The following is a 16,750-nucleotide window of genomic DNA, read 5'->3' on the forward strand; positions in this document are numbered from 1 at the left end:
TCTCACAACACCTCTGCTATCCAGCGGTTGACGGCGAGTGCGGTCGTCTCGGCGTGCTCGACGGTCATCGTGAAGTGGTTGCCGGGGACGTCGATCACGGTGTGCGCGAACTCCCACGAGCTGCGCCAGCTGTCGTCGTCGGAGGTGGCACCGAGCGGCTCGGCGGCCCGGACCAGCAGCGTGGGCGCGGCGATGTCCACCCGCTCCCATTCCCAGAAAATCTTTCCGTACCAGGCCATCGCGGTGAGCCGGATGTCGTCCATCGGCACGTACACCCGTTCCCGGTCGAACACGCCCGCGGAGATCTCGTCGGTCCACTCGATCAGCGACTCGTGGTCGAAGGTGTAGATGTCGGCCATGACCAGTGCGGCCGGCGGGGTGCCGAGCGCCTCGAGGTGCCGGGCCAGCGTGTGCGCGAGGATGGCGCCGCCGGAGTGTCCGAACAGGACGAACGGCTCGCCGCCGGTGTGCTCCAGCACCGCTTCGGCCTGCCACTGCAGGGCGACCTCCCGGTCGGCCGGCAACAGCTCGCCCCGGCCGTAGCCGAGCTGCGGCACGGCGCTCACGTCCCGCTCGCCGCGCAGCACCGCGGCCAGCCGGGCGAACTCGTGCGCGCCACCGGCCGCGGTGGTGCCGCTGCAGCAGATCAGGCCGGGCTTCTTCGGGCCGCTGGCCAGCCGGACCAGCCGGGCCGGGGTGCCGGTCTCGGCCACCGATGCGGCCTTCGGCCGGAACTTGGCCGCGTCGCCGAGCAGGTCGAGGAACTCGATGACCTTGCCGTCCGCGTGCGCCTGCCGGTACAGCGAGTGCAGCAGGCCGACCGGGTTGCGGTCGGTCGGCGAGATGCCGAGCGCGGGTTCGCCGTCCGGCGCGGGACCGTCGCCGGCCAGCGCCTCGGTCAGGTGGGCGGCAAGGGCGTTCGGCGTGTCGTGCTCGAAGAGCAGGTTGCCGGGCAGCCCCAGCCCGGTCTCGGCACGCAGCCGGTCCCGCAGCTCGAGCGCGGTGAGCGAGTCGAAGCCGAGCTCGAGGAACGCGCGGTCGGGCTCGATCGGCGTGCTGTCCCGGTGGCCGAGCACGCCGGCCGCGGCGGAGCGCAGCAGGTCGAGCAGGATCGCCGCCCGGTCCGGCGCGGATCGTCCGGCCAGCCTGCGGCGCAGCTCGGCGGAGGTGTCCGCGGGCGGACCGGCGGCGGCCGCCGGGCGCACCTCGGGCAGGTCGTCGAACAGCGGCCGGTGTCCGGCCGTGCTGAACGCCGGCACGAACCGGCCCCAGTCCACGTCGGCGACGGTCAGGCCGGTCTCCTGATGGTCCACGCAGGCGGCCAGCTCGGCGATGGCCGGCTCCGGTGCCATCGGGATGAGGCCGCGCCGGGCGAGCCGCTCGGGCACGCCCGGCCCGCCGGAGATGCCGGCCGGGTCGGCCCACGGGCCCCAGGCCACGGCGGTGGCGGGCAGGCCGAGCACCCCGGCGCGGTACGCGGCGAGCGCGTCCAGCCCGGCGTTCGCGGCGGCGTGCGCGCCCTGCCGGCCACCGCCCCACACCCCGGCCGCCGAGCTGAACAGCACGAAGGCGGACAGGTCCAGGTGCCGGGTGGCGTCGTGCAGGTTCCAGGCGCCGGTGAGCTTGGCGGACAGCACCGCGGCCAGCCGGTCCGGGGTCAGCGCGGCGACCTCGCCGTCGTCGGTGTCCCCGGCGGCGTGCAGCACGGCGGTCAGCGGGGCGTGCGCCGGGATCGCGGCGATCGCCTCGGCCAGTGCCTCCCGGTCGGCGATGTCGCAGGCGGTGACGGTGACCGCGGTGCCGGCGGCGCTCAGCTCCTCGATCAGCTCCGGGGCGCCGGGCGCCCGCGGGCCGCGCCGGCTGAGCAGCACCAGGTGCTCGGCGCCGCGGGCGGCCAGCCAGCGGGCGACCCGGGCGCCGAGGGCGCCGGTGCCGCCGGCGACCAGCACGGTGCCGGCCGGCCGCCACGGTGCGGCCGGCGGGCCGGCCGGCTCGGCGCGCAGCAGCCGGCGGGCGAACACCCCACCGGCGCGCACGGCGAGTTGGTCCTCGGCGCCGGCACCGCCGGCCAGCAGCGCCACGAGCCGCCCGGCGGCCCGCTCGTCGAGTTGCTCGGGCAGGTCGATCAACCCGCCCCAGCGGTGCGGTTCCTCGAGGGCGACCACCCGGCCGAGGCCCCAGACGGCGGCCTGGTCCGGGGCGGTGACCCGGTCGGACTCGCCGGTCGCGACCGCGCCGCGGGTCAGGCACCACAGCGGGGCGGCCACGCCGATGTCGCCGAGCGCCTGGACCAGCGCCACGGTCAGGCCGACCCCGCCGGTGCCGGCCACGGTGGAGATCACGCCGGTGAGCCGCTGGGCCGAGTCGACGGTGCGCAGCAGGGCCCGGGCGCACGCGTCCCGGTCGTCGCCGGGGCACACGGACACCGCCACGAAGTCCAGCCCGTGCGCGCGGAGCGGCTCGACGGCCCCGATGTCGCCGGTGTGCACCACCAGCCAGCGGCCGGTTTCGTTGGGGACCGGCGGTTCCGGCACCGGCCGCCAGCCGACCCGGTAGCGCCACTGCCGGACCGGGTCGGGCCGGCCGGTGTCCGGGTGCAGCCAGTACCGCTCGCGCTGGAACGGGTAGGTGGGCAGCTCGACCCGGCCGCCGCCCCACCCGGCGAAGATCGTGCCCCAATCCGGGCGGATCCCCTCGGCGTGCAGCCGGGCCAGCGCCCGCAGCAGGGCCTCCGGTTCGTCCCGCCCGGTCCGCAGGGTGGGAATCGCGCCCCCATCCGGGACCAGCGCAGTGAGCACACCGCCCGGACCCAGCTCCAAGAATGTCGTGACACCCTTGTCCCGCAACGTGTTCACGCCGTCGGCGAACCGGACCGCGTCGCGCACGTGCCGCACCCAGTACTCGGGGTCGGTGACGTCACCGTTGGTCACCACCGGGATCCGGGGTGGGTGGTAGGTCAGGGTTTCGCAGATCGCCGCAAACTCGGCCAGCATCGGATCCATGTGCGGCGAGTGGAACGCGTGCGACACGGTCAGGCGCTTGGTCTTGGCCCAGCGCAGCGCCAGTTCCTCGATCACCTCGGCATCACCCGAGATCACCACCGAGGTCGGCCCGTTGACCGCCGCGATCCCCACCCGATCTTCGAGCCCGGCAATCGCTTCCAGCACTTCGGCTTCGGTGGCCCGCACGGCCAGCATCGCCCCACCGGTGGGCAACGCCTGCATCAACTTTCCGCGCGCAGCGACAAGAATGCAGACGTCGTCCAAGGACAGGACACCTGCCACATATGTGGCAGCCAACTCACCGATGGAATGCCCCAGCAGGAAGTCCGGGGTGACACCCCAGGACTCCAACAGGCGGAACAGCGCCACCTCAAGGGCGAACAACCCCGCCTGGGTGTACATGGTCTGGTCGAGCAACTCCGACTCGCCGAACATCACCTCGCGCAGCGGGCGATCCAGGTCGGTATCGAAACGGGCGCAGACCGCGTCCAGCGCGTCGGCGAACACGGGGTAGGTCTCGTACAACTGCTTGCCCATGCCGGCGCGCTGGGAACCCTGACCGGAGAACATGAACGCCAGCCGACCCCGGGAGCCGGTGCCGCGCAGCACGGTGTCGCCGGGCCGGTCCTCGGCCAGGTCGGTCAACCCGCGCAGGAAGCCATCGCGGTCGGCGGCGAGCACCACCGCGCGGTGCCCGAGCACCGCCCGGCCGGTTGCCAGCGCCCGCCCGGTACCGACCACGTCCAACTCGGCCGGCCCGGCCAAATGGGACCGCAACCGCAGCGCCTGCTCGCGCAGTGCGTCGGCCGACCGCGCGGCCAGTACCCACGGCACCACGGCGGGCGGGGTAACCGGCGGCTCGACAGCCGGGGTGGCCGGCGGCTCGGCGGCCGGCGTGAACTCCTCGATGATCGCGTGCGCGTTGGTGCCGCTGATCCCGAAGGCGGACACGCCGGCCCGGCGCGGGCGACCGTTCGCCGCCCAGGGCGTGGCCTCGGTCAGGAGCCGGACCGCGCCGGCCGACCAGTCCACGTGCGGCGTGGGCTCATCCACGTGCAGGGTCGGCGGCAGCATCCCGTGCCGCAGCGCCAACACCATCTTGATCACGCCGGCCAGCCCGGCGGCGGCCTGGGTGTGCCCGATGTTGGACTTCACCGAGCCCAGCCACAGCGGGGTGTTTCGGCCCTGCCCGTAGGTGGCCAGGAGTGCGGTGGCCTCGATCGGGTCGCCGAGCGTGGTCCCGGTGCCGTGCGCCTCCACGGCGTCCACATCGGACGGTGCCAGCTCGGCGCCGGCCAGGGCGGCGCGGATCACCCGTTGCTGCGCCGGCCCGTTCGGTGCGGTCAGCCCGTTGGACGCGCCGTCGGAGTTCACCGCACTCCCCCGCACCAGCGCCAGGACCTGGTGGCCGTTGCGCCGGGCGTCGGAGAGCCGCTCCACCAGGAGCACGCCGACGCCCTCGCCCCAGCCGGTGCCGTCGGCCGCGGCGGCGAACGACTTGCACCGGCCGTCGCCGGCCAGCCCGCCCTGCCGGGCGAACTCGGCGTACGCGGCGGGCAGCGCCATGACCGCCACCCCACCGACAAGGGCCAGCGAGCACTCCCCCGTGCGCAGCGCCTTGGTGGCCAGGTGCAGCGCCACCAGCGACGAGGAGCACGCGGTGTCCACGGTCAGCGCCGGGCCTTCCAGCCCGAACGTGTAGGCCACCCGCCCGGAGATCACACTGCCCGCGCTGCCGGTCAGCGCGTGCCCGGCGACCTCCTCGGGGACCTGCGCGCCCGCGCCGTAGCCGGAGGCGGACGCCCCGACGAACACGCCGGTGTCGGTGCCGCGCAACCCCTCCGGGTCGACCCCGGCGCGCTCGAGCACCTCCCAGGACGCCTCGAGCAGCAGCCGCTGCTGCGGGTCCATGGCCAGTGCCTCGCGGGGCGAGATGCCGAACAGCCCGGCGTCGAACTCGGTGGCCTCCGGCACGAACCCACCAGCGAGACCGGGAGCGTCGCCCAGCAGTCCTTCCCAGCCGCGGTCGGCCGGCAGCGCGGTCATCGCGTCGGTGCCGGTGGCCAGCAGCTCCCACAGCTGCTCCGGGGAGTGCGCGCCCGGATAGCGGCAGCTCATCGCCACGATCGCGATCGGCTCGTCCGGTGCCGCCGCCCGGTCGGCCTGGGCCCGTTCCCGCTGGACCGGGCCGGCGATCCGGTCCAGCAGGAACCGGCTCAGCGCCCGAGGGGTCGGGTAGTCGAACAGCAGCGTGGTCGGCAGCCGCAGCCCGGTGGCGGCGGCGATCCGGTTGCGGGTCCGGACCGCGGTGAGCGAGTCGATGCCGAGGTCCTTGAACGGCGTCTCGGCCGCCACCGCGTCGAGATCCGGATAGCCGAGCACGGTGGCGGTCTCCCGGCGGACGAGCTCCAGCGCGACGTGCCCGTGCTCGGCGGCCGGCACCCCGGCAAGCACCGTGGCGAGGCCCGGCCCGGCGGCCGGGTCCTCGGTCGGCTCGGCCGCGCGCGCCTCGGGCAGCTCGGCGAGCAGCGGGCTGGGCCGGGCGGAGGTGAACGTCGGGGCGAACCGGCTCCAGTCCACATCGGCCACGGTCAGGCAGGTCTCGTCGTGCTCGACCGCGATGCTCAGCGCCGCAAGGCACAGCCGGGCCGGCATCGGGTTCAGCCCGCGCCGGGTCAGGTGCGCGGGCGCGGCGCCGCGCGTAGCCATGCCGGCGTCGGCCCAGGCGCCCCAGGACACCGAGGTGGCGGTCAGTCCCGCCGCCCTGCGGTGCTCGGCCAGCGCGTCCAGGTAGGCGTTGGCGGCGGCGTAGCCGGCCTGACCGCCGCTGCCCCACACCCCGGCGATCGAGGAGAACAGCACGAACGCGTCCAGCTCGACGCCGGCAAGCAGCTCATGCAGGTTGGCCGCGCCGGTCACCTTGGCGCGCAGCGCCTCGACCAGATCGTCCGCACCGAGCTCCGGCACCGGCACCGCACCGGCCACCCCGGCGGTGTGCACGACCGCGGCGGGCGGGTGCTCGGCGAGCAGACCGGCCAGCGCGGCCCGGTCGGCGACGTCGCAGGCAACGACGATCGCTTCGGCGCCGAGCCCGGCCAGCTCGGCGACCAGCTCGGTGGCGCCCGGGGCGTCCGGTCCGGTCCTGCTGGTCAGCACCAGCTGCTTGGCTCCCCGGCCGGCCAGCCACCGGGCCACCTCGGAGCCCAGCGCGCCGGTCCCCCCGGTCACCAGCACGGGCCCGGACGGCACCCACTCCGGCCGCGCCGGCCCGCCCGGCCGGGGAGCCCGGCGCAGTCTGCGGGCGAACACCCCGGACGCCCGGATGGCGACCTGGTCCTCGGTACCCGCCAGCACGGCGGTCAGCCGTCCGGCCGCCCGGTCGTCGAGCACCTCCGGCAGGTCGACCAGCCCGCCCCACCGCCGCGGCGACTCCAGCGCGGCCGTCCGCCCGAACCCCCACACCAGCGCCTGATCCGGATCGGTCAGCGGATCCGACCGCCCGGTGGACACCGCACCCCTGGTGGCACACCACACCGGCGCCGCCACCTCGAGGTCGCCAAGCGCCTGCACCAACGCCACACTCCCGGTGAGCCCCAACACCGCGAGCACCCCGGCGATCCCGGAGCCGGTCAGCACCGGCCGAATCGCCGCGGCCATCCCCTGCCGGTCCTCGGCGGCGATCACCTCGACCGCCTCGACACCCCGGCCACGCAACGCGGCGACGACCGGATGTCCGGCCCGCTCGACCACGACCAGCCAGGTGCCGCCCGGCCGCGCCGGCCCACCCTGCTCGATCGGCCGCCAGTCCACCGCATACCGCCATCCGTCCACAATGGACGTCTCGTGCCGGCCACGCCGCCACGCGGACAGCGCCGGCAGCAGCGCGGCCAACCCGGCTTCGCCGTCCAGGCCCAGCGTTCCGGCGATCCCGGCGACGTCACCGGAGTCCACCGCCGCCCAGAACCCGGCGTCCTCCGGCGCTCCGGCCGGCGCCGGCAGCGGCCGCGGCCAGTACGTCCGCTCATCGAAGACATAGGTGGGCAGATCGATCCGGCGTCCGCCGAGCGGAGCCAGCACACCGGCCCAATCGATCGGCAAACCGTGCACGTGCGCCTCGGTCAGCGCGGTCAGCCAGCGCCGGGATCCGCCGTCGTCGCGGTGCAACGTGTCCAGCACCGTGCCCGGCACCTCAGCCGACTCGAGGGTCTCGGTGATCGCGCCGGTGAGCACCGGATGCGGGCTCACCTCAAGGAAAGCGGTGCACCCGCCATCGATCAGCGCCCGGGTGGCGGGTTCGAACAGCACGGTGTGCCGCAGGTTGTCCACCCAGTACGCCGCGTCCAGCAGGGTCCCGTCCACCCGGGTGCCGGTCACCGCCGAGTGGAACGGCACCGAGCCCGCCCGCGGCTCGATCCCGGCCAACTCCGCCAGCAACCGATCCCGAATTCGGTCCACCTGAACCGAATGCGAGGCGTAGTCCACCGGAATCCGCTTGGCCCGCACCTCCCGCTCGGCACACACGGCCAGCAACTCGTCCACCGCCGCCACATCACCGGAGATCACCGTCGACAACGGCCCGTTCACCGCCGCCACCGACAACGCCGCACCCCACGGCCCGATCAGCTCCGCCGCGTCATCCCGCGACAGCGCAAGCGACACCATTCCGCCCAGCCCGGAAAGCTCCTCGGCGATGGCCCGCGCCCGCAGCGCCACCACCCGCGCCCCATCCGAAAGACTCAACACCCCGGCAACACACGCCGCGGCGATCTCCCCCTGCGAATGCCCCACCACCGCGGCAGGCAGCACCCCCACCGACCGCCACAGCTCGGCCAGCGACACCAGCACCGCCCACAACACCGGCTGCACCACATCCACCCGGTCCAGCGATCCCTTACCCCGCAACACATCCAGCAACGACCAGTCCACGAACTCGCCCAGCGCCCGCTCGCACTCCTCCAGCCGCGCCCGGAACACCTCCGAAGACTCCAACAGCTCGGCGGCCATCCCCACCCACTGCGAACCCTGCCCCGGGAACACGAACACCACACCCGACGACCCCCGTGGCACCCCGGACACCACGCCCGGTGGCTCGGTGCCCTCGGCCAGCGCGGCCAGGGCGCCGCGCAACTCCGCCACATCGGCGCCGAGCACCACGGCCCGATGCGCCAGCGTGGCCCGGGTGGTCGCCAACGACCACGCCACGTCCACCGGGTCCACCGGGCCCACCCCGTCGGCGCCGGCCAGCGTGGCCAGCAGCCGCTCCGCCTGACCCCGCAACGACTCCGCCGAGTTCGCCGACAGCACCAACGGCACGACGGGCCGGGCGGCCGGTTCCGCCGGTTCCGCCGGGTCCGGCCGTCCGCCCGCCCGCGCACCGGCCGGCGGGGCCTGCTCGATGATCACGTGTGCGTTGGTGCCGCTCACCCCGAACGACGACACCGCCGCGCGCCGGGGCCGGTCACCGGTGTCCCACGGCCGGTTCTCGGTCAGCAACTCGACCGCACCGGCCGACCAGTTCACGTGCGGCGTGGGCGCGTCCACGTGCAGCGTCCTCGGCAGCACGCCGTTCCGCATCGCCTGCACCATCTTGATCACACCGGCGACCCCGGCCGCCGCCTGGGTGTGGCCGATGTTCGACTTGATCGAGCCCAGCCACAGCGGCCGGTCCCGGTCCCGCCCGTACGTCGCCAGCAGCGCCTCGGCCTCGATCGGGTCGCCGAGCTTCGTGCCGGTGCCGTGCGCCTCCACCGCGTCCACATCGGACGGTGCCAGCCCGGCCCCGGCCAGTGCCGCCCGGATCACCCGCTGCTGCGCCGGCCCGTTCGGCGCGGTCAGCCCGTTGGACGCGCCGTCGGAGTTCACCGCCGAGCCGCGCACCAGCGCCAGCACCGGGTGTCCGTGCCGCCGCGCGTCGGACAGCCGCTCCACCAGGAGCACCCCGACGCCCTCGCCCCAGCCGGTGCCGTCCGCCGCGGCCGCGAACGCCTTGCACCGCCCGTCCACCGAAAGTCCTTGCTGGCGGCTGAACTCCACGAACACCGCCGGGTTGGCCAGCACGGTCACGCCGCCGGCCACCGCCAGCGTGCACTCCCCCGAGCGCAGCGCCTGCACCGCAAGGTGCAGCGCCACCAGGGACGACGAGCACGCGGTGTCCACGGTCAGCGCCGGGCCCTCCAGCCCGAACGCGTAGGCCACCCGGCCGGACAGCACGCTGGCCGCGTTGCCGGTGCCGAGGTGACCGTCCACCTCTTCGGCCGAGGCGAGCAGCAGCGCGCCGTAGTCCTGGCCGTTGGTGCCGACGAACACCCCGGTGCGGCTGCCGCGCACCGACAGCGGGTCGATCCCGCCCCGCTCGAACGCCTCCCAGCAGGCCTGCAGCAGCAGCCGCTGCTGCGGGTCCATGGCCAGCGCCTCCCGCGGGGAGATCCCGAACAGCCCGGCGTCGAACCGGCCGGCGGCGTCCAGGAAGCCACCCTGGCTGGTGTAGGAGGTCCCGGGGTGGTCCGGGTCCGGGTGGTACAGCGCGTCGGTGTCCCAGCCTCGGTCGGTGGGGAATCCGGACATCGCGTCGGTCCCGGCGGACACCAGCTCCCACAGCTGTTCGGGCGAGGCGACCCCGCCGGGGAACCGGCAGCTGATTCCCACGATCGCGATCGGGTCGTCGGACACCGGCCCGGCCGGGGCGACCGGGCCGTCGTCGCCCGTCGCGCCGCCGAGTTCGCCGAGCAGGTGCCCGGCCAGCGCGGCCGGCGTCGGGTAGTCGAAGACCAGGCCGGCCGGCAGGGCCAGCCCGGTGGCCGCGCCGAGGAGGTTGCGCAGCTCCAGTGCGGTCAGCGAGTCGAACCCGAGGTCGCGGAAGGCGCGGCCGGCCTCGATCGCCTCGGCCGAGTCGTGGCCGAGCACCAGCGCCGCGTTGGACCGGACCAGGTCGAGCACCAGCCGGTCCCGCTCGGCCGGGCCGAGCCCGGACAGTTGGCCGGCCACGGTGGCGATGGCCGAGCCCGCGTCCGCCGGGTGGGTTCCGGTCAGATCGGCGATCAGCGGGCTCGGCCGGGCCGCGGCGAAGCCGGCGGCGAACCGCGGCCAGTCCACATCGGCCACCAGCAGGCAGCCGTCTCCGTCGTCGAGCGCCCGGCCCAGCGCGGTCAGCGCAAGCTCGGGGGGCATGGGCGGGACCCCGGCGCGGCTGATCCGGCCGGCCGCGGCGGCGTCGGCCGCCATGCCCGCGCCGGCCCAGGCGCCCCAGGCGATCGAGGTGCCGGCAAGGCCCGCCGCCCGGCGGCGCTGCACCAGCGCGTCCAGGTAGGCGTTGGCCGCGGCGTAGCCGGCCTGCCCGGCGCCGCCGACCGTGCCGGCCATCGACGAGAAGGTCACGAACGCGCTCAGGTCCAGACCGGCGGTCAGCTCGTCCAGGTGTGCGGCGGCGACCGCCTTGCCGCGCAGCGCGGCGTCGAGCCGGTCCTGGGTCAGCGTCTCCAGCACGCCGTCGGCCGGCACGCCCGCGGTGTGCACGACGGCGTCCACCGGGTGCTCGGCCAGCACGGCGGCCAGTGCGTCCCGGTCGCCGGCGTCGCAGGCCACGACCGTCGCGGTGGTCCCGAGTTCGGCCAGCTCGGCGACCAGTTCCGGCGCGCCGGGCGCGGCCGGACCGCGCCGGCTGAGCAGCACCAGCTCCCGGGCGCCCCGGCCGGCGAGCCATCGAGCCACCTGCGCGCCGAGTGCCCCGGTGCCGCCGGTGACCAGCACCGGACCGCGCGGCCGCCACTCCGGCCGGCCGGCGCCACCCGGCGCGCGGACCAGTCGCCGAGCGAACCCGCCGCCGGGCCGGATCGCGACCTGGTCCTCGCCGCCGCCGGCCAGCACGGCCGCCAGCCGGGCGGCGGCCGGCTCGTCCAGCTCGGCCGGCAGGTCCACCAGGCCGCCCCACCGGTGCGGGTGCTCCAGCGCGGCCACCCGCCCGAGCCCCCACACCATGGCCGCCTCCGGGTCGGTGACCGGATCGGCGGCGCCGGTGGACACCGCCCCCCGGGTCAGCGCCCACACCGGCGCCTCGATCCCGGCCCGCAGCACGGCGAGCACCGACCGGACCTGCCCGCCCGGCACCACGATCCCGGCCACCGGACCGGCCGCCCGCAGCGCCTCGGCGTCCGGGTCGGTCTCGACCACGTCCGCCCCGGCCGCACGCAGGGCATCGGCCAGCCCGGGTTCCGAACCGGCGACCAGCCAGGTGCCGGACAACCCGGTGGCCCGGTCGGCCAGCGGCCGCCAGTCCACCCGGTACCGCCATGAGTCCACAGTGGGCGTGACGGGCGGCGCGGCGGGCGAGGGCCAGAACCGCTTGCGCTGGAAGGCATAGGTGGGCAGCTCGACCCGGCGCCCGGCGGGCAGCAGCGCGGACCAGTCCACCGCCGCCCCGTGCACGTGTGCGGTGGCCACGGCGGTGAGCAGGGTCTGCACCTCGTCCCGCCCGGCCCGCAGGACCGGGACCGCAGCACCGTCGCCGACCATGGCGGACAGCACGCCGTCCGGGCCCAACTCGAGGAACCTGGTGACCCCGTTGGACTTCAACGTGGCCACGCCGTCGGCGAACCGCACCGCGTCGCGCACGTGTCGCACCCAGTACGCCGGGTCGGTGACGTCCCCGGCGGTCACCACGGGGATCCGGGGTGGGTGGTAGGTCAGGGTTTCGCAGGTCGCCGCAAACTCGGCCAGCATCGGGTCCATGTGCGGCGAGTGGAAGGCGTGCGACACGGTCAGCCGCTTGGTCTTCGCCCAGCGCGGCGCCAACTCTTCGATCACCCCGGCGTCACCGGAGATCACCACCGAGGTCGGTCCGTTGACCGCCGCGATGCTCACCCGGTCTGCCAGCCCGGCGATCGCAGCCGACACCTCGGCCTCGGTGGCCTGCACGGCCAGCATCGCCCCACCGGTGGGCAGCGCCTGCATCAACTTTCCGCGCGCAGCGACAAGAATGCAGACATCGTCCAAGGACAGGACACCTGCCACATATGTGGCAGCCAACTCACCGATGGAATGCCCCAGCAGGAAGTCCGGGGCGACACCCCAGGACTCCACCAGCCGGAACAGCGCCACCTCAAGCGCGAACAACCCCGCCTGCGTGTACACGGTCTGGTTCAACTGGTCGGGGTCGGCGAACAGGACGTCCCGGAGCGGACGGTCGAGTTCCGGGTCGAGCCGGGCGCAGACCGCGTCCAAGGCGTCGGCGAACACCGGGTAGGTCTCGTACAACTGCTTGCCCATGCCGGCGCGCTGAGAACCCTGACCGGAGAACAGGAACGCGGTCTGCCCGTACTCGGCGAGCCCGCGCACCACCCCGGGCGTGGGCCGGCCGTTCGCCAGCGCGTCCAGCCCGGCCAGGAATCCCTCCCGGTCGGCGGCTAGCACCACCGCCCGGTAGTCCAGGTCGGCCCGGGAGGCCACCAGCGAGTGGGCCACGTCCACCGGGCGCAGGGCCGGATCCGAGGCCACCCGGGTGGCCAGCCGGCCGGCCTGGGCGGCGAGCCCGTCCGCCGAGCCCGCCGAGACCAGCCACGGCAGCACCCCGGCCGGCTCGGCAGTCGGCTCGGCCGGTGTGGTAGCCGGCTCATCGGCCGCCGGCGCCTGCTCGATGATCACGTGCGCGTTGGTGCCGCTGATCCCGAACGAGGACACCCCGGCCCGCAGCGGCCGGTCGCGCTGCCACGGCCGGTTCTCGGTCAACAGCTCGACCGCGCCGGCCGACCAGTCCACGTGCGGCGACGGCTCGGCCACGTGCAGCGTGGCCGGCAGCTCCCCGTGCCGCATGGCCAACACCATCTTGATCACACCGGCGACGCCCGCGGCGGCCTGGGTGTGCCCGATGTTGGACTTCACCGAGCCCAGCCACAGCGGCTGCTCCCGGTCCTGCCCGTAGGTGGCCAGGAGCGCCTGCGCCTCGATCGGATCACCGAGCGTGGTCCCGGTGCCGTGCGCCTCCACGGTGTCCACATCGGACGGTGCCAACCCCGCGTTGGCCAGCGCCGCCCGGATCACCCGGCGCTGGGCCGGGCCGTTCGGCGCGGACAGGCCGTTCGAGGCGCCGTCGGAGTTGATCGCCGAGCCGCGCAGCACGGCCAGCACCCGGTGGCCGTTGCGGCGCGCGTCGGACAGCCGCTCGACCAGCAGCAGGCCGACGCCGTCGCCCCAGCCGGCGCCGTCCGCGGCCGCGGCGAACGACTTGCACCGGCCGTCGGCGGCCATCCCGCGCTGCCGGCTGAACTCGACGAACACGCTCGGACTGGCCAGCACGTTCACCCCGCCGGCCAGCGCGAGATCGCACTCCCCGGCGCGCAGCGCCTGCGCCGCCAGGTGCAGCGCGACCAGCGACGAGGAGCACGCGGTGTCCACGGTGACCGCCGGGCCCTCCAGCCCGAACGAGTAGGCCACCCGGCCGGACACCACGCTCGGCGATCCGCCGGTGGCCAGGTAGCCCTCGGCGCCCTCGGCCGATCCGGCCAGCATGACCAGGTAGTCCTGGCCGCCGGTGCCGGCATACACGGCGGTCCGGCTGCCCCGTAACGACAGCGGGTCGATCCCGGCCCGTTCGAAGACCTCCCAGGCGGCCTCGAGCAGGAGTCGCTGGTGCGGGTCCATGGCCAGCGCCTCGCGCGGCGAGATGCCGAACAGCCCGGCGTCGAACCCGGTGGCGTCGGCCACGAACCCGCCCTCGCGGGCGTAGCTGGTGCCCGGCTGGTCCGGGTCCGGGTGGTAGAGCGCCTCGATGTCCCAGCCGCGGTCGTCCGGGAACGTGGTCATCGCGTCGGTACCGGTGCGCACCAGCTCCCACAGGTCTTCCGGCGAGCGCACCCCGCCCGGATACCGGCAGCTCATCCCGACGATCACGATCGGGTCGTCGGCGGCGGCGACCGGACCGGCGACCTCGGGCTCGGACTGCGCGCCGCCGAACAGCTCGCCGGCAAGGAACCGGGCCAGCTCGGCACAGTTCGGGTGGTCGAAGGCGACCGTCGCCGGCATCCGCAGCCCGGTGACCAGGGTGAGCCGGTTGCGTAGCTCGACCGATCCGGCCGAGGACAGCCCGAGGTCCTGCAGCGCCCGGCCGGGTTCGACCGGGTCGAGCGAGTCGTAGCCGAGCACCAGCGCGACCTGCTCGCGGACCAGTTGGAGCAGCGTGCGGCCGCGCTCGGCGACCGGCATCCCGGCCAGCCGCCCGGCAACCGAGTCCGGCTCGGCGGTCACGCCCGGCGCCGGTTCGGCCGGGGCCAGCCGCCGCACGTCCGGCAGCTCGGTGAGCAGCCGGCTGGGGTTCATGGCGGTGTAGAAGTAGGTGAAGATCTCCCACCGGAGGTCGGCGACGGCGATCGCGGTGTCGTCGTGGTCCAGCGCCTGCTGCAAGCCGGCGATCGCCAGTTCGGGCGCCATCCACGGAATGCCGTGCCGGTTGGCCGCCTGACCGATCGGGCCGTCGGCCATGCCCGGGCCGTCCCACGAGCCCCAGGCGATCGACGTGGCCGGCAGGCCCTGCGCCCGGCGGTACTGGGCGAAGGCGTCCAGGAAGGCGTTGCCCGGGCCGTAGTTGCCGTCGCCGGCCGAGCCGAAGATCCCGGCCAGCGAGGAGAACAGCACGAACGCGGTCAGGTCGAGGCCGGCGGTCAGCTCGTGCAGGTTGACCGTGGCCGCGACCTTGGCGCGCAGCGCGACGTCCATCCGGTCGAGGCCGAGCGAGTCGATGATGCTCGAGTCGGCCACCCCGGCGGTGTGGAAGACGGCGGTGAGCGGGTACTCGGCCGGGATGCCGGCGAGCAGCTCGGCAAGCACCGCGCGGTCGGCCGGGTCGGCGGCGACCAGGGTGACCCGGGCGCCGAGCCCGGTCAGCTCCTCGACCAGCTCGGCCGCGCCCGGCGCGGCGGCGCCTCGACGGGAGGCCAGCAGCAGGTGCGGGGCGCCGTTGCGGGCCAGCCAGCGGGCCACGTGCCCGCCGATGCCGCCGGTGCCGCCGGTGATCAGCACGGTGCCGGCCGGCGTCCAGACGGCGGGGGCCGGCCGGCCGTCCAGCGCGGCGCGGGCCAGCCGGGGCACCAGCACGCCGGTGCGGCGGATCGCGGCCTGGTGCTCCTCGGTCCCGGCCAGCACGGCGGCCAGTCGTCGGGCGGTCCAGCCGTCCAGTTCCTCGGGCACGTCGACCAGCCCGCCCCAGTGCGGATATTCGTGCGCGGCGACCCGGCCCAAGCCCCAGATCAGGGCCTGCACCGGGCGGGTCACCGGGTCGGCCGGGCCGGTCTGCACCGCGCCGCTGGTCAGGCACCACAGCCGGGCCTCGACCCGGGCGTCGCGCAGTGCGTGCAACAGGGTCACGGTCGCGGCCAGCCCGACCGGGACGCTGGACGCACCGGGATGCGGGTCCTCGTCGAGCGCCAGCAGCGACAGCACCCCGTCCGGGCGCGCGTCCCCGGTCAGCTCGCGGATCCGCTCGGCCAGCCCGGCCCGGTCGGCCCCGGCCTCGACCGGAAGGCGCAGCACGGTGGCGCCGGCCAGCGCGTCCAGGACGCCGGTCACCAGGCCGGCCCGCCCGGGCGTGGCGGGCAACGCGACCAACCAGGTTCCGGGCGCCGGGGCGGGCGTCGGATCGGCCGGGCGCCAGTCGATCCGGTAGCGCCAGGAGTCCACAGTGGATCGTTCGCGCTCCCGGCGGTGCCGGGAGGACAGCGAGGCGAGCGCGGCGGACAGCGGGGTCTCGCCGCTGATGTCCAGCATGGCGGTGAGCGCGTCCAGGTCCTCGCGTTCGACCGCGTCCCAGAACCAGGACGGCCCGTCGCCGGCCGGCGCGGGCCCGGGCGCCACCGTGTCCAGCCAGTACCGCCTGCGCTGGAAGGCATAGCTGGGCAGTTCGACGATCCGCCCGCCGCACGGCGCGAACACCGCCGCCCAGTCCACGGCGATGCCGTGCACATGCGCCTGCGCCAACGCGGTCAGCCAGCGCCGGGGCCCGCCGTCGTCGCGATGCAGGGTGTCCAGCGCGGCGGCGGTGGCGCCGGCCGCCTCGATGGTGTCGGCGACGCCCGCGGTGAGCACCGGGTGCGGGCTGATCTCCAGGAACAGCGAGCGCCCCTCGGCCAGCAGGGTCCGGGTGGCCGGCTCGAACAGCACGGTGTGCCGCAGGTTGTCCACCCAGTACCCGGCGTCCAATGTGGACCCGTCGACCCGGCCCCCGGTCACCGCCGAGTAGAACGGCACCGACCCCGACCCCGGCGCCACCCCCGCCAACTCGCCCAGCAACCGATCCCGGATCCCCTCCACCTGCACCGAATGCGACGCGTAGTCCACCGGGATCCGCTTGGCCCGCAGCTCCCGCTCCGCACACACCCCCAACAACTCGTCCAACGCACCGACATCACCCGAAACCACGGTCGAGCCCGGCCCGTTCACCGCCGCCACCGACAACGCCGCACCCCACGGCCCGATCAGCTCCGCCGCGGCATCCCGCGACACCGCAAGGGAAACCATCCCCCCATGACCCGACAACACCTCGGCAATGGCGCGTGCCCGCAGCGCCACCACCCGCGCCCCATCCGAAAGACTCAACACCCCCGCCACACACGCCGCCGCGATCCCCCCCTGCGAATGCCCCACCACCGCAGCCGGCGAAACCCCCACCGATCCCCACAACTCGGCAAGAGAAACCATCACCCCCCACAACACCGGCTGCACCACATCCACCCGGTCCAGCGATCCCCCACCACGCAACACATCCA

General features: G+C 75.1%; 1 protein-coding gene. It reads right to left on the bottom strand.

Annotation, left to right across the window (positions count from 1 at the left end):
• Positions 1-2 precede the first annotated feature (2 nt).
• Positions 3-16,745 (bottom strand): type I polyketide synthase, encoded by a 16,743-nt coding sequence (locus VFV67_RS13375; RefSeq protein ID WP_326470060.1) that lies wholly within the window; start codon positions 16,743-16,745, stop codon positions 3-5.
• Positions 16,746-16,750: the final 5 nt, after the last annotated feature.

It is taken from the genome of Actinophytocola sp. (genome assembly GCF_035762905.1).
GTDB lineage: Bacteria > Actinomycetota > Actinomycetes > Mycobacteriales > Pseudonocardiaceae > DASYTH01.